This window comes from Nocardioides sp. Root140, from assembly GCF_001426745.1.
GTDB lineage: Bacteria > Actinomycetota > Actinomycetes > Propionibacteriales > Nocardioidaceae > Nocardioides.
Window position 1 is genome coordinate 447,260 of sequence record NZ_LMFI01000010.1, and the last position, 14,394, is coordinate 461,653.

Annotated in this window: 14 protein-coding genes; 1 reads left to right on the forward strand and 13 read right to left on the reverse strand. The window is 71.0% G+C overall.

From position 1 onward, the window contains the following. Positions 1 to 17: 17 nt before the first annotated feature. From tsaE to glmS, 7 genes are all read right to left on the reverse strand, one after another. Entirely contained in the window at positions 18 to 938 is a 921-nt protein-coding gene (tsaE, locus tag ASD30_RS12500) for a tRNA (adenosine(37)-N6)-threonylcarbamoyltransferase complex ATPase subunit type 1 TsaE (protein ID WP_056681641.1), read from the reverse strand. Continuing rightward, positions 935 to 2,035, reverse strand: coding sequence for an alpha/beta fold hydrolase (locus tag ASD30_RS12505; RefSeq protein WP_056681642.1), 1,101 nt, complete (start codon positions 2,033 to 2,035; stop codon positions 935 to 937). Before ASD30_RS12505 ends, tsaE begins: the two co-directional genes overlap by 4 nt. Next, on the reverse strand, positions 2,022 to 3,188 hold the full coding sequence (gene alr, locus ASD30_RS12510; protein ID WP_056681643.1) for an alanine racemase: 1,167 nt from the start codon (positions 3,186 to 3,188) through the stop codon (positions 2,022 to 2,024). Before alr ends, ASD30_RS12505 begins: the two co-directional genes overlap by 14 nt. A gap of 37 nt (positions 3,189 to 3,225) precedes the next feature. Continuing rightward, a complete protein-coding gene (locus ASD30_RS12515; RefSeq protein ID WP_056681644.1) occupies positions 3,226 to 3,900 on the reverse strand; it encodes a lysophospholipid acyltransferase family protein in 675 nt (224 codons plus the stop codon). A gap of 9 nt (positions 3,901 to 3,909) precedes the next feature. Beyond that, entirely contained in the window at positions 3,910 to 5,298 is a 1,389-nt protein-coding gene (locus tag ASD30_RS12520) for an NAD(P)H-hydrate dehydratase (RefSeq protein ID WP_056681645.1), read from the reverse strand. A gap of 36 nt (positions 5,299 to 5,334) precedes the next feature. After that, entirely contained in the window at positions 5,335 to 5,685 is a 351-nt protein-coding gene (locus ASD30_RS12525; RefSeq protein ID WP_056681646.1) for a holo-ACP synthase, read from the reverse strand. Between the two features lie 123 nt (positions 5,686 to 5,808). Further along, a complete protein-coding gene (gene glmS, locus ASD30_RS12530) occupies positions 5,809 to 7,653 on the reverse strand; it encodes a glutamine--fructose-6-phosphate transaminase (isomerizing) (RefSeq protein WP_056681647.1) in 1,845 nt (614 codons plus the stop codon). Between the two features lie 56 nt (positions 7,654 to 7,709). On the opposite strand from glmS, the gene coaA reads away from it, so the two are divergent. Continuing rightward, positions 7,710 to 8,687 (forward strand): type I pantothenate kinase, encoded by a 978-nt coding sequence (gene coaA, locus ASD30_RS12535; RefSeq protein ID WP_082563808.1) that lies wholly within the window; start codon positions 7,710 to 7,712, stop codon positions 8,685 to 8,687. 52 nt (positions 8,688 to 8,739) lie between these two features. Here coaA and ASD30_RS12540 read toward each other — a convergent pair whose 3' ends face one another. The 6 genes from ASD30_RS12540 to rplM all read right to left on the reverse strand — a co-directional run bounded on the left by ASD30_RS12540 (position 8,740) and on the right by rplM (position 14,080). Then, positions 8,740 to 9,516 (reverse strand): hypothetical protein, encoded by a 777-nt coding sequence (locus ASD30_RS12540; protein ID WP_056681650.1) that lies wholly within the window; start codon positions 9,514 to 9,516, stop codon positions 8,740 to 8,742. A 7-nt stretch (positions 9,517 to 9,523) separates the two neighbouring features. Beyond that, a complete protein-coding gene (locus ASD30_RS12545) occupies positions 9,524 to 10,570 on the reverse strand; it encodes a GNAT family N-acetyltransferase (protein ID WP_156393636.1) in 1,047 nt (348 codons plus the stop codon). Beyond that, complete coding sequence (locus ASD30_RS12550; RefSeq protein ID WP_056681654.1) at positions 10,567 to 11,571, reverse strand: GNAT family N-acetyltransferase; 1,005 nt, start codon at positions 11,569 to 11,571, stop codon at positions 10,567 to 10,569. The genes ASD30_RS12545 and ASD30_RS12550 overlap by 4 nt, the downstream gene beginning before the upstream one ends. A gap of 165 nt (positions 11,572 to 11,736) precedes the next feature. Continuing rightward, on the reverse strand, positions 11,737 to 13,086 hold the full coding sequence (gene glmM, locus ASD30_RS12555) for a phosphoglucosamine mutase (RefSeq protein WP_056681657.1): 1,350 nt from the start codon (positions 13,084 to 13,086) through the stop codon (positions 11,737 to 11,739). 20 nt (positions 13,087 to 13,106) lie between these two features. Beyond that, positions 13,107 to 13,616 (reverse strand): 30S ribosomal protein S9, encoded by a 510-nt coding sequence (gene rpsI / locus ASD30_RS12560; protein ID WP_056684904.1) that lies wholly within the window; start codon positions 13,614 to 13,616, stop codon positions 13,107 to 13,109. Positions 13,617 to 13,636: 20 nt separating this feature from the next. Then, positions 13,637 to 14,080 (reverse strand): 50S ribosomal protein L13, encoded by a 444-nt coding sequence (rplM, locus tag ASD30_RS12565; protein WP_056681660.1) that lies wholly within the window; start codon positions 14,078 to 14,080, stop codon positions 13,637 to 13,639. Between the last annotated feature and the right edge of the window lie 314 nt (positions 14,081 to 14,394).

A 14,394-nucleotide genomic window follows, 5' to 3' on the forward strand; every position in this document is an offset into this window, starting at 1 on the left:
GCGCGCGACGAAGCCGCTCAGACCGGCCAGGCGATGTCGGCCCAGCGCAACCCCACCGGCTGTACGACGGCCTCGCGCACGTCGTGGTCCTCCAGCGACGAGACGTCACCGGTCGCCCGCAAGAGCGAGATCTCGAGGCGGTCGTCGGCCAGACCCTCCGCGACTCCGGCGCCCCACTCGACGACGGTGACCGCCTCGTCGAGGGACGTGTCGAGGTCGAGGTCGTCGAGCTCGTCGATCGAGCCGAGACGGTAGGCGTCGACGTGCACCAACGAGGGGCCGCCGACCAGCGAGGGGTGCACCCGCGCGATGACGAACGTCGGCGAGGTGACGCCGCCCCGCACCTCGAGCCCGGCCCCGAGGCCGCGGGTGAAGGTGGTCTTTCCGGCCCCCAGCTCGCCGGTCAGGATCACCAGGTCACCGGCCCGCATCAGCCCGGCGATCCGCTCACCGAACGCCGTCGCGTCCTCGGCGGTCGGCAGGGTGAACCTGCGTGGGAAGACCTTGACGAGGTGCAGGAACGCTCCTTCGCGGGCGCCGCGGACGAAGCCGTTGTGCTCCCAGAACGCGACGGAGGCGGGGAGCTCGACGCGGGCCACGACCCGCACCGACGTGCACCCGAGAGCCTCAGCGTGCTCCTCCGCGGCCCGCACCAGGTCTCCGGCGACGCCGGAGCCCTGGGCGCCGGGCACCACCCCGAATCGGCGCAGGGCCAAGGTTGGTCCCTCCCGGTCGAACAGCAGGGAGCCGACTGCCTTGTCGTCCTCGAGGGCCAGCAGGCCACCCTGGTCGGCGAGCGCCTTGCCGATCGACTCGACAGTCTCGGCCAGCGCACCTGCCGGCGGGTCGAGCGGTGGGCGAGCGCCGAACGCGGCGCGCACCACGGCGTACACGTCGCCCGCGGCCGCCTGGTCGACGGTCTCGATCCGCCGGCTCACGAGGGCTGCTCCCTTTCGTGCTCGAGCGCGGCCGCGAGCAGGTCGTCGAGCGCGGCGTTGACCTCGACGTGCCGCTCCATGATCACCATGTGCCCGGCGCCGTCGAACTCGACGAGGCGCGAGTGCGGCAGCAGCGAGTGCATCTTGCGGCTGTGCCCGATCGAGGTGAGCTTGTCGGCGGTGCCGCAGATGATCGTGGTCGGCACCCGTTCGAGCGCGTTCAGCACGGCGAACTTGTCGAGCGCGTCGAAGCTCGGGAAGAACTCCGCCAGCACCTCGAACGGCGTCCCGGAGAGCATCGAGTCGACGAACGTGACGTACTCCCCCGGCACGTCGCTGCCGAACGCGAAACGGTCGGTGGCCACGATCGCGAAGTCCTTGCCGAGGCGTCGTACGCCGTCGACCACGCGCGCACCACGAGCCAGCCCGGCGATCAGTCGCGTGGTCATCAGGCCGGCCACGCCGCGCGGCACCATCGGCAGCACGATGCGGTGCGGGCTCAGGCCACCGGCGGTCGTGGAGATCAGCGCGACCCCGGCGATCCGGTCGCCGAACAGCTCGGGGTGCGCCTCCGCCAGCGCCACGATCGACATGCCACCCATCGAGTGCCCGACCAGCACGACGCGGCCGTGGGGCACCACCTGGTCGAGCACCTCGCGTAGGTCCTGGGCGAGCTGCTCGATGGTCGCGTTCTTCGACGACGACCGTCCGGACCGGCCGTGTGAGCGCTGGTCGTAGTAGACCGCCCGGACCAGCCCGCGGTAGCCGGCCCGCTGGAAGTGCCAGCAGTCGAGGGTGAGCGCGTAGCCGTGCACGAAGACGACGGTGAGGTCGTCGTCAGCGAGCTCGCCGGCTCGACGGGCGCCCTCGGGGGCGGTGCACTCGTCGACCTCGACGTGGAGCGGTACGCCGTCGTCGGCGATGACGGTGACCGGTGCCGAGTGCAGGGAGCCGAGCTCGAGCGCATCGCCGACACCGCGGCGGGCGATGATGCGTCGCTGCCTGACCACGCGTACGGCGGTGCCCGCGACCGTGCCGGCCGCCGCGACACCCGCCACCCCGGCGGCGACCTGCAGGACCCGTCTACGCACGCTCATTCGGCGATCCTTCACTGTCGACGTGCACCCGCTGCAACCGGCCACCGACCCGCGTGACGATCTCGTAGTTGATGGTGCCCGCGGCCTCGGCCCAGTCCAGGGCGGTCGGTGCGCCGTCGTGCCCGGTGCCGAAGACCTCGACCCGGTCGCCGGCGTCGGCCGGTTCACCGGAGAGGTCGACCATGAACTGGTCCATGCAGATGGTGCCCCGGACCGGCCGCCGGCGTCCGGCGTACCACGCGTCGACCCGGTTGGAGGCGATGCGGGGCAGGCCCTCGGCGTAGCCGATCGGGACCAGTCCGATCGTGGTGTCGGCCTCCGCGGTCCACGTGTGGCCGTAGGAGACGGACTCACCGGCCGCGACCTTCTTGACCATCGCGAACCGCGCGCGCACGGTCATCGCCGGCACCAGTCCCAGGTCACCGGTGACGCCGGGCGCCGGGTCGAGGCCGTAGCTGGCGATACCGCAGCGCACCAGGTCGAAGTGGACGCTGGGGCGGAGCACGGCGGCCGCACTGTTGGCCAGGTGACGCACCTCCGGCGTCAGGCCGGCCGCGTCGACCACCGCCAGCGCGTCACGGAAGACTCTCTCCTGGCTGTCGTTCGCGGGGTGCTCCGGCTCGTCGCTGCAGGCCAGGTGTGACCAGATGCCGGTGATCCGCACGTGCCCGCGCTCCTCGGCCGCGCGGGCCTCGGCGGTGAGCGCAGGCCAGTCGGCCGGCAGGCAGCCACCGCGCGAGAGGCCGGTGTCGACCTTGAGCTGCACACGAGCGGTCGTACCGAGATCGCGGGCCGCGGCCTCGATCTCGGCCAGCTCGGCCAGGGAGTACGCCGTGACGTCGATGTCGCGGGTGATCGCGGCCGCCCAGTCCTCACCGGGCACGGTCAGCCAGCACAGCAGTCGTCCGGAGTCGCCGCCGGCGCGCACCGCCACGGCCTCGTCGATGGTGGCCGCGCCCAGCCAGTCGGCGCCGCCCTCGCGGGCCGCCCGGGCGGCCTCGTGGACGCCGTGTCCGTAGCCGTCGGCCTTGACCACCGTCATCATCAGCGGTCCGGAGCCGGTCGAGCCCTTCACGATCTCCCGCAAGCGCCGGACGTTGTGCCGGATCGCCGCAACGTCGACCACGATCTCGGCGCGCGCACCTTCAGTCATGGCCGCGATTCTGTCAGGCCGAGTGCCCGGACGAACGTCAGGACTCGTCCTCGACCGGACGGTCGTTGTACTGCCCCGCCAGTTCCTGGCCGCTCAGCTGCGCGATGGCAGCCATGATCTCGTCGGTCGCCGTACGACGGGCGCGGCCGGCCGGCACGTCGTCGAAGCGGCCGGTGAAGTCGAGCGGTTCGCCGATCGCGACACGCACCTTGGCCAGCCGCGGCAGGCGTGAGCCGACCGGCTGGAGCTCCGCGGTGCCCTGCAGCCCGACGGGCACGACCGGCACGCCCGCGGTCAGCGCGAGGTGGGCCACGCCGGTGCGTCCGCGGTAGAGCCGCCCGTCGCGCGACCGGGTGCCCTCGGGATAGATGCCGAACGCCTCGCCCTTGCCGAGGACCTTGAGCGCCGTGTCGAGGGAGGTGAGCGCTGCCTGCGCGTCGTCACGGTCGACCGGCAGCATGCCGAGGCCCTCGAACCAGGCCTTGGACAGCGCGCCCTTGATGCCCGACCCGGTGAAGTAGTCGGACTTGGCCAGGAAGACCACCTTGCGCGGCGCCACGATCGGGATCACGAGGCTGTCCGCGAACGAGAGATGGTTGCTGGCGACGATCACCCCACCGGAGGCGGGGATGTTCTCGAGGCCGGTGATCTCCGGGCGCCACACGGCTCGTGCCACGGGCGGGACGACGGCGTGCAGCGCGGTGTAGAGCATGGGGTCAACCTAGTCATGCTCCGTGCACACCATGTGAACGATCTCAGGAATGCCCCTGGCGACGTCACCGGCCACGATCGGCCCACCGTCGGAGGCCAGGGTCGCTGCCGCACCGTGCAGCCAGGACCCGACCGATGCCGCGTCGAAGGGGTCGAGGCCCGAGGCGAGCAGCGCGCCGGTCAGCCCGCCCAGCACGTCGCCGGCCCCGGCGGTGGCCAGCCAGGGCAGCCCGGTGGTGGTCACCCGGACCCGTCCGTCGGGGCGTGCGACGAGCGTGTGGCGCCCCTTCAGCACGCACACCGCTCCCCACCGCTCGGCGGCGGCGCGGGCCCAGTGGAGCTGCCGGTCCTCGACCTCGGCGCGGTCGATGCCCAGCATCCTGGCCAGCTCGCCGGCGTGCGGAGTGAGCACGACGCCCTCCGGCAGGTCGGCGGGCAGGTCCACCAGTGCGTCGGCGTCCAGCACCACCGGTACGCCGTCACACAGTGCGGCTGCTCGCTCGTCGACCGCGTCGGCACCGCCACCGGAGCCGACCACCCAGGCCTGCACGCGTCCGGCTCCCACGAGCACCTCGGGGTGAGCCGCGAGGACCTGTTCGGCGACCTCGAGGGGACCGACGTAGCGGACCATGCCGGCCAGCCCGCACGAGGCGCCCGCAGCGCTCAGCAGTCCGGCACCCGCGAAGGCCTCACCGGTGCGCAGGCCGACGACCCCGCGGGTGTACTTGTGGGCGTCCGGTCCGGGGCGGGGCACGAGTCGCGCGATGTCGGCGGGCTGGAGCGACTCGACACCGGCCTCCGGCAGGTCGAGTCCGAGGTCGACCAGGGCCACGGTGCCGCAGGCGAGAGCGGCCGGGTCGACGAGGTGCGCGACCTTGTGTGTGCCGAAGGTCACGGTCACGTCGGCCACGACATGGGGTCCGGGTGTCTCGCCGGTGTCGACGTCCACGCCGCTGGGCACGTCGACGGCGACCACGGGCACGCCGTCGTACGCCGCCAGCTCGGCGACCGCCTCGGGACGCAGGCCCGGGCGTCCTCCGATGCCGACGATGCCGTCGACCAGCACGTCGGGACGGGCGCCACCGCCCGGCTCCCGGACCAGGCCACCGGCCCTGCGCAGGGTGGCCAGCCCGGCCTCGTGGACGCGCGTGGAGAGCAGCACCGCCTCGACCGCGCAGCCGCGGCGGGCCAGCATCGCACCGGCGTACAACGCGTCGCCACCGTTGTCGCCCGAGCCGACCAGCAGCAGGACGTGTCGCCCGTAGGCGCCGCCGAGCAGGTCGATGACGGCGGTGGCCAAGCCGGCCGCGGCACGCGCCATCAGCGCGCCCTCGGGCAGGCGTGCCATCAGTGCCGCCTCGGCCGCCCGGACCTGCTCCACGGTGTGTGCTCCACGCATGGAGCCCAACGTACCTACACCGACGAGAGGGCCGCGTCAGCCCTCGAGTACGACGAACGCCGACGCGATGCCACCGTCGTGGCTCAGCGAGAGGTGCACCGACGACGCACCGAGTGCGTCGGCCGCGGCCCTCACGGTGCCCCGCAGCTCGAACCTCGGTCGGCCGGAGGTCTCGGAGATCACCTCGGCGTCGTGCCAGGCCAGTCCCGCCGGGGCACCCAGCGACTTGGCCATCGCCTCCTTGGCCGCGAACCGGGCGGCCAGGGACTGCGGGTGGAGCGATGCCTCCGCGGGGGTGAAGAGCTTGTGGCGCAGCGCCGGCGTGCGTTCGAGGGAGGCGATGAAGCGCTCGATCTCGACCACGTCGATGCCGACCCCGACGATCACCGGGTGTCCTCGGGTGGGGTGGTCATCGGGGTCCCCGCGGGAAGGCAAGCGAAGCGCGTTCTCGTGGGGTGATTCATCGGGGTCCCCGCGGGAAGGCAAGCGAAGCGCGTTCTCGTGGGGTGATCATTCGACGGTGACGGACTTGGCCAGGTTGCGGGGCTGGTCGACGTCGTGGCCCATCAGGGTGGCCAGCTCGCAGGCGAACAGCTGAAGCGGCACGACCGCGACCAACGGCTGGAGCAGCGTGGGCACCTTGGGCAGCGGGATGATCTCGTCGGCGTACTTCGCGACCGACTGGTCGTCCTCCTCCGCGAGCACGATCGTGCGGGCGCCGCGGGCCCGGATCTCCTGGATCGCGCTGACCATCTTGTCGTGCAGCTGGTCGCGGCCGCGGGGCGGCAGCACGCAGAAGACCGGCAGTCCGGGCTCGATCAACGCGATCGGGCCGTGCTTGAGCTCGCCCGCGGCGAAGCCCTCGGCGTGGATGTAGGCCAGCTCCTTCAGCTTGAGCGCACCTTCCATGGCCACCGGGTAGCCGGCGTGACGGCCCAGGAACAGCACCGCCTTGGAGTCCTTGAGCGTGGCAGCCAGCGCGTAGACCTGGTCGGCACGGTCGAGCACCTGCTGGATCTGCGCGGGGATCTGCTGCAGGTCGCGCACGACCGAGGCGATCTCGTCACCGAACTTCGTGCCCCGAAGTTGCGCGAGGTAGAGGCCGAGCAGGTAGCAGGCCACCATCTGGGTCAGGAAGCCCTTGGTCGAGGCAACCCCGATCTCGGGTCCGGCGTGGGTGTAGATGACCGCGTCGGACTCACGCGGGATCGTGGCGCCGTTGGTGTTGCAGATCGCCAGCACCTTGCCGCCCTGGGCGCGGGCGTGCCTGATCGCCATCAGGGTGTCGGCGGTCTCGCCCGACTGGCTGATCGCGACGACGAGCGTGTTGCGGGTCAGGATCGGGTCGCGGTAGCGGAACTCGTGGGCCAGCTCGACCTCGACCGGGATGCGGGTCCAGTGCTCGATGGCGTACTTGGCCACCTGACCGGCGTACGCCGCAGTGCCGCAGCCCACCACGATGATGCGGTCGATGTCGCGCAGCGCCTCGTCGTCGATGCGCACCTCGTCGAGCATGAGCTGGCCGTCCTCGGTGTGGCGGCCGAGCATCGCGTCGTACACCGACTCGGGCTGCTCGAGGATCTCCTTGCGCATGAACCAGTCGTGGCCGTCCTTCTCGGCGGCCGCGAGGTCCCAGTCGACGTGGTAGCGACGACCCTCGGCGGGCGAGCCGTCGAAGCCGGTCACCTCGACGCCCTCACGGGTGATCGTGACGACCTGGTCCTGGCCGAGCTCGAGCGCCTCGCGGGTGTGCTCGATGAACGCCGCGACGTCGGAGCCGAGGAAGTTCTCTCCCTCGCCCAGCCCGACCACGAGCGGGGAGTTGCGGCGGGCGGCGACCACGCGGTCGGGGTCCTGGCCGTCGACGGCGACGAGTGTGAAGGCGCCCTTGAGGCGTCGGCACACCTGCTGCATGGCCACGGTGAGGTTGACGCCGGTGGCCAGCTCGCGCTCGAGCAGGTGGGCGGCCACCTCGGTGTCGGTCTCGGAGACCAGGGTGTGGCCCTCCGACTCGAGCTCGTCACGCAGCTCGGAGAAGTTCTCGATGATGCCGTTGTGCACCAGTGCCAACCGCGACTCCTGGCCCAGGTGCGGGTGCGCGTTGGTGTCGTTGGGGGCACCGTGGGTCGCCCAGCGGGTGTGGCCGATGCCGGTCGACGAGGTCGGCAGCGGGGCCTCGGCGATCGCCTTGTCCAGGTTGGCCAGCTTGCCGGCGCGCTTGTCGGAGGCGATCGCTCCCTCGTGCACCAGCGCGATGCCTGCGGAGTCGTAGCCCCGGTATTCGAGTCGACGCAGCCCCTCCATCACTACCTGCTGAGCCTGCTTGCTGCCGACGTACCCAACGATTCCACACATGGCGGGAAGTGTATCCGCCCGAAGCAGTGGCCCTTCCCCCTGCAACAATGCTTGGCATGTCCTCACCGGCAGGCTCCGAGAGCCGCGAGCAGGCGCGCGAGACCTCGCCGTACGTCGAACTCGACCGCGCCGCCTGGGCCGCGTTGGCCGAGCACACCGAGCAACCCCTCTCCCCCGAGGAGATCGACCGGGTAAGGGGCCTCGGCGACGAGCTCGACCTCGACGAGGTGCAACAGGTCTACCTGCCGCTCTCCCGGCTGCTGAGCATGTACGTCGAAGCGGCCGGCAAGCTCCACCGGAGCCAGCAGGAGTTCCTGGCCCGGCCGACGCCACCGCGCACGCCGTTCGTGATCGGGCTGGCCGGGTCGGTGGCCGTGGGCAAGTCCACCACTGCTCGCGTGCTGCAGCAGATGCTGGCCCACTGGCCCGAGCACCCGTCGGTCGCGCTGGTCACCACCGACGGCTTCCTGATGCCCAACGCCGAGCTCCAGCGCCGCGGCCTGTTGTTGCGCAAGGGCTTTCCGGAGTCCTACGACCGCAAGGCGCTGCTCCGCTTCGTGGTCGACATCAAGTCCGGCAAGGACGAGGTCGAGGCACCGATCTACTCACACCTGACCTACGACGTGGTGCCCGACGAGAAGATCGTGATCCGGCATCCCGACATCGTGATCATCGAGGGCCTCAACGTTCTCCAGCCGGCCCGGGTCCGCGATGACGGCCGCACCGGCCTTGCGGTCAGCGACTTCTTCGACTTCAGCGTGTTCGTCGACGCCGCGACCACCGACATCCGGCACTGGTACATCCAGCGGTTCCAGCGGTTGCGCGAGACCGCGTTCCGCGACCCCGAGTCCTACTTCACCCGCTACGCCAGCCTGACGGAGTACGAAGCGGTCGCCGAGGCGACCCGCATCTGGGAGAGCATCAACGGGCCCAACCTGGTGCAGAACGTGTTGCCGACCCGTTCGCGGGCGACGTTGGTGCTGCGCAAGGACGCGGACCACTCGGTGCGCTACGTGCGGCTCCGCAAGCTCTGACCCGCACTGGTCCACTCTGCCCTGCACTGGCCCGCGCCGGCCTGCTCGACGCTCAGTCCTCGAGCGACTGGCCGATCGCCCTCCACTGCGTGTCGGTGATCCCGACCGCCGAGACGTAGCGCGCCTGCACGAGCGTCTTGGCGCCCTCGGAGGTGTCGATCGTGGTGACCGAGACCTGTGCCTTGGTCGGCAGGCAGACCCCGCTGAAGATGCTCATGTCGATGTCGATCGACGCTCGGGCGGCCGTCGTGCCGTCGTCGAGGGTGACCTCCTTGGCCACCGGTCGGGTCATCGTGCCGGTGGTCCCGTTGGCGTTGGTGCCGTAGCCGCGTGCCCAGCCGCGCGCGGCGTCCTCCGCGATGGTCTTCAGGTCGCCCGAGGGGACGGTGTCGGCCAGCACGGTCCAACCGCCCGGGACCCGCTCGCCGCCGTCCTTGCACCTGTTGCCGTAGTAGTTGGCCAACGCGTGACCACTCACGTAGGCCTTGCCGCTCTTGTCGGTGAAGCTGACCGCGTAGTCGGAGGCGAACGGTTTCCAGCTGGTGGGCGGCAATCTGTAGCTGGCCACCTCACCGGAGTCGCCGGGCATGCCGTTGACGACCTTCCAGCCGGTGTAGTCGAAGCCCGGGTCCTCGGTGGTGCTCGTCTCGGACGGCCCCGTCCCGGACTCCGTCGGGTCGCCCTTGCCGCGGACCAGGGTGCCCGAGCCGTCGGGGTCGTCACCCTGGCCGGCCGCGACACCCGCGGTGATCCCCGCGCCCAGGGTGGTCAGGACACTCACGACAGCAAGCGCCAACGCTGCCTGGCGCAGGCCTCCCCGTTCGTTCATGACTCCATCATGACGCACCGGGATTCTTCTGAAACTCCCCCAGTCGTTCGACCGGGCGGAAGCCCAGCAGGTCGTTGACCGCCACCATGTGATCGTTCACCTCCGCGTTCCAGGTGCGTACGACGCCCAGGTCGGGGCGTTCACGTTGCAGGGACACGAGGTTGCGCGCCTTGAGCGCCAGGCCGAGCCGGTGGCCGCGATGCGCCGACCAGACCAGGGTGCCCCACTGGTAGCCGCGGCCGCGGTCGTGGGCGCTGGCGACGATGTCGGTGTAGCCGGCCAGTGTGCCGTCGTCGGCGATGGCGACCGTGCCGTAGCGGGTGCGCCCCTGCCGCTCGAGGACCTCCTGCTCCGCACGGAAGGCATCGACGTCGACGTGACTCGACTCGAGGACGAGGTCACCGGTGGGCGCCTCGGTCATCAGCGCTCCGCACAGGGCGGCGTACTCGGCGAGGAGCTCCTCGGGGATCTGCCCGGCGAACGAGCGGAAGGTGTACGACGCGTGGCTCGACGCAGCTGAATCGACGAGGGCATGCAGGTCGTCCTCGGGGACCGGCAGGTCGAGGATGCGCTGCACGTCACCGATGCCGAAGGTGAACCCGCGGTGCCGCAGGAAGTCGGCGTACGGGTGTCCGGAGCCGTCCTGGGGCGCGTCGATCGGGTAGCTGCACTCGGCGAGCAACCGGGTGCGGCCGGCCGCCCGGGCCTGCTCCTCGAGCACCGCCAGCATGGCCGAGCCGTGCCCGTGGGTGCGATGGGCCGGCTCGGTGAAGACCTCCACCATGGCGAGGTCGCGGTTGTCGTGGTGGGTCAGCCTGAGCTTTCCGGCGACCACCGTGCGGCCCTCCAGCAGCCCCGACCACCACGCGCTCTCCTGGTGCTCCTGCACCGCCTGTCCCTGGGCCCGCAGCTCGGCCAGCGTCCAGGTGGCGGCCAGCTCCTCGCGTCCGTGTGCGTCGGCAGCGGCGTACGTCGCGTACCAGGCCTCGAACGCCTCGTCGTCGAACGGATCGACCCGGACGATCTCGCAGCTCATGCCCTTCCCTTCCGTCATGCCAGGCGCTTCTGCACGTCGAGGCAACGCTCCACCACGCGATAGCCCATGCGCTCGTTGACCGCGTTCATCGGCGCGTTGACCCCGGCGTTGCCGGTCTCGATGAACTCGCACTCGGGGAAGAGCTCCCTCACCCGCCCGTGCGTGAGCAGCTTCATCGCCAGCCCGAGCCGATGGCCCCGGTGTTCGGGGACCACCAGCGTGCCGCCGACCCCAGCGTGCCGTGGGTCGGCCCGGCTCAGGCGTACGTCGGAGAACCCGCAGACCCCACCGGCCGGGGTCAGGGCCAGCGCCGTGACGTTGACCCGGCCGGCCTCGACGCGTTCGCGCTCGCCGAGACGGATGCGCTCGGGAGTCCACTGGGCGTCCTCGAGGTCGAGGTCACCGGACGGAATGGCACCGATGAAGATCGAGAGCACGTCGGCGAACCCCTCGACGTGCTCCTCGGGGCACGGGCCGTCGAAGACGATGCAGGAGTAGTCGCCGAGCCCGGCATCCGCCTCGTCCTGCAGGGAACCCCACGACTCGGTCGCGGTGGCCAGATCGACCAGCTTGGTCTCCTCGGCGCTGCCCACGGGGTATCCGCGCGCGGCGGCGAAGAGCGAGCCCGGGCTCTCCCCGTCGACCGGGGCGAAGGCACTCGAGATGATCGAGGTGCGGCCGCTGCGGCGTACCCGCTCCTCGGCCTCGTCGAGCAGCTGCGTGCCGAACCCGCGCCGGCGCTGTGCCGGGTCGACGTACACGGTGACCTCGGCGAGGTGGGTGTTGTCGAGGAGGAACTCCACGACCAGTGCCGTGCCCACTGCGGCGCCCGCGTCGAAGGCGGTGAGCAGGGTGATCGCGGAGTCGGTGCGCGGGAACGGCAGCGCCACCCGCGAGACCTCCCACGCCGGCCATGCGTCGAAGGGCCGCTCCGCGCTGGCCGCGTGCCCGACCTCCCACCAGGTGCGCAGCGCGGCCTCGTCATGGACGTCGACCTCGCGGATCTCCAAGTCACTCACGGGGCGACCCTAGGCACTGGGGCAGGCCGGGTCGACCCGTTTTCGTCCCACCCCGCCCCGGGTAACGCGGGGTTACGGTCGCTCCACACGCGTCACGCCACGGGCGAACCGACCACAGCACCGCACAAGTGCGGCCCCGTATCCGTTACCCGTACCCGCGCTCGGTCAGAGCGACAGGCGCTCGCGCACGACGGCGGCGAGCTGCTCGGCCACCGAGGCGGCCTGTTCCTCGGTCGGGGCCTCGACCATCACCCGCACCAGCGCCTCGGTGCCCGAGGGGCGCAGCAGCACCCGACCGGTGTCGGCCAGCTCGGCCTCGGCCTCGGCGACCGCCGCAGCGAGTACGGCGTCCTCGTCGGCCCGCGACTTGTCGACGCCGGGGACGTTGATCAGCACCTGCGGCAGCCGGGTCATCACGGCGGCCAGCTCGGCCAGGGAGGACCCGGTCGAGGCCATCCGCTCCAGCACGTGGAGTGCGGTGAGGATGCCGTCGCCGGTGGTGGCGTGCTCGCTCATGATCACGTGGCCCGACTGCTCGCCGCCGAGACCGTAGCGGCCGGCCTTCATGGCCTCGAGCACGTAGCGGTCGCCGACCTTGGTCTGGCGCACCTTCACCGAGTTGGCCTTCATGGCCTGCACGAAGCCGAGGTTGCTCATCACGGTGGCGACCACGACGTCGTTGGGCAGCCGACCGGCGTCGCGCATGGAGAGCGCGAGTACGGCGAGGAGCTGGTCGCCGTCGACGACCTCGCCCGAGGCATCGACGGCGAGGCAGCGGTCGGCGTCGCCGTCGAGGGCGAAGCCGACGTCGGCGCCGTCCTTGATCACGGCCTTGCGAAGGGACTCCAGGTGGGTCGACCCGCAGTCGTCGTTGATGTTGAGCCCGTCGGGCTGGGCGTGGATCGCGGTGACGTCGGCCCCGGCGTCCGCGAGCGCCTTGGGCCCGGCCTCGGCGGCCGCACCTTCGGCGCAGTCGAGCACCACGCGCAGTCCGGTGAGCGGACGGGTCGTCGTACGGACCAGGTGAGCGCAGTAGTCGTCGACCGCCGCGTCGTACGTCGACACGCGGCCGACGTCGCCACCGGTGGGACGGTCCCAGGGCTCACCCAGGCGCTGCTCGATCGCGTTCTCGATCGCGTCGTCGAGCTTGACCCCACCCCGGGCCAGGAACTTGATGCCGTTGTCGGGCATGGGGTTGTGCGAGGCGCTGAGCATCACGCCCAGGTCGGCCTCGAGCGCACCGGTCAGGTAGGCCACGCCCGGTGTCGGCAGCACGCCGAGCAGGAGGACGTCGACCCCGGCAGAGGCCAGGCCGGCCACGACGGCAGCCTCGAGGAACTGCCCGGAAATGCGCGTGTCCCGACCCACCACGGCGACGGGGCGGTGCCCCGCGAACTCGCCGCGGTCGGCCAGGACATGTGCAGCAGCCACGGAGAGGTCCAGGGCCAGCTCTGCGGTCAGTTGACCGTTCGCCAGACCCCGGACCCCGTCCGTGCCAAACAGTTTCTGCGGCATGGACCCAGAAACCTGCGCGATCAGCGCTTGGAGAACTGCGGTGCCTTGCGGGCCTTCTTGAGACCGGCCTTCTTGCGCTCGATGACGCGCGCGTCGCGGGTCAGCAGCCCGGCCTTCTTGAGCGACGGGCGGTTCGCCTCGACGTCGATGGCGTTCAGGGCACGGGCCACGCCGAGACGCAGGGCGCCGGCCTGGCCGGTGATGCCACCACCGTGGATGCGGGCGATGACGTCGAAGCGGCCCTCGAGCTGGAGGTTCGCGAACGGCTCGTTGACAACCTGCTGGTGCAGCTTGTTCGGGAAGTACGAGTCGAGGTCGCGGCCGTTGACGGTCCACTGGCCGGTGCCGGGAACGAGGCGGACGCGGGCGACGGCCTCCTTGCGGCGGCCGGTGGCGTTCGCGGGCGCGATGGTCGCGGGACGCAGCGGGGCGTCGGCGGACGGGGCGGACTCCGAGGAGTACGCGACGCCGTCTTCGTTGGTCTCGAAGGTCTCTTCGACCTCGGCGGTCTCAGCCTGGTTCTCAGTCACGTTGATGTCCTTGTCTGCAATCACTGGGAGATCTGCGTGATCTCGAACGGCTTGGCCTGCTGGGCCGCGTGCGGGTGCTCGGGTCCGGAGTAGACCTTGAGCTTCTTCAGCATCTGGCGGCCGAGGCGGTTCTTGGGGAGCATGCCCCAGACCGCGTTCTCGATGGCCTTGCGGGCGTCCTTCTCGAGGAGGTCACCGATCGGCGTGGTGCTCAGGCCGCCCGGGAAACCGGAGTGGCGGTAGACCATCTTGTCGGTCTTCTTCTTGCCCGACAGGGCGACCTTCTCCGCGTTGACGACGATGACGAAGTCACCCATGTCCATGTGCGGGGCGAAGTTCGCCTTGTGCTTGCCGCGGAGCAGCGTCGCGGCCTGGACGGCGAGGCGGCCGAGGACAACGTCCTGGGCGTCGATGACAAGCCATTCGCGCTGGATGTCAGCGGGCTTGGGGCTGTACGTACGCACGTATGTAGCCTTTTCGTTCGTTGGGCCCGGGCAGAGGTCCTGACCGGGTGGTGACGCAGCGCTTCTGACGAACTCTGCCCGGTTCCATTTCGTCCGGGTCTGCACCCGTGCGGGCGCGGCAGGAGACGCGACTGTCAAGAATAGGCGGCGCGCTCCCCCACGGTCAAAACGGGCGAACCCACCCGATCGTGGCCACTGCCCGTCGTACGACGCACGGCGTACCGGCGCGGCTTGCTACTCACGGGTCACGACCACGATGAGGGACGCCGCGTTCGCGTCATCGACACGGACGGAATAGGTTGGCATCCGACACA

What these genes read in the sequence shown, in the direction of transcription:
- ASD30_RS12505 (WP_056681642.1), bottom strand. Translation starts at nt 2,035, where the DNA reads ATGAGCGTGCGTAGACGGGTCCTGCAGGTCGCCGCCGGGGTGGCGGGT.
- alr (WP_056681643.1), bottom strand. Translation starts at nt 3,188, where the DNA reads ATGACTGAAGGTGCGCGCGCCGAGATCGTGGTCGACGTTGCGGCGATC.
- ASD30_RS12515 (WP_056681644.1), bottom strand. Translation starts at nt 3,900, where the DNA reads ATGCTCTACACCGCGCTGCACGCCGTCGTCCCGCCCGTGGCACGAGCC.
- ASD30_RS12520 (WP_056681645.1), bottom strand. Translation starts at nt 5,298, where the DNA reads ATGCGTGGAGCACACACCGTGGAGCAGGTCCGGGCGGCCGAGGCGGCA.
- glmS (WP_056681647.1), bottom strand. Translation starts at nt 7,653, where the DNA reads ATGTGTGGAATCGTTGGGTACGTCGGCAGCAAGCAGGCTCAGCAGGTA.
- coaA (WP_082563808.1), top strand. Translation starts at nt 7,710, where the DNA reads ATGTCCTCACCGGCAGGCTCCGAGAGCCGCGAGCAGGCGCGCGAGACC.
- ASD30_RS12540 (WP_056681650.1), bottom strand. Translation starts at nt 9,516, where the DNA reads ATGAACGAACGGGGAGGCCTGCGCCAGGCAGCGTTGGCGCTTGCTGTC.
- ASD30_RS12545 (WP_156393636.1), bottom strand. Translation starts at nt 10,570, where the DNA reads ATGACGGAAGGGAAGGGCATGAGCTGCGAGATCGTCCGGGTCGATCCG.
- glmM (WP_056681657.1), bottom strand. Translation starts at nt 13,086, where the DNA reads ATGCCGCAGAAACTGTTTGGCACGGACGGGGTCCGGGGTCTGGCGAAC.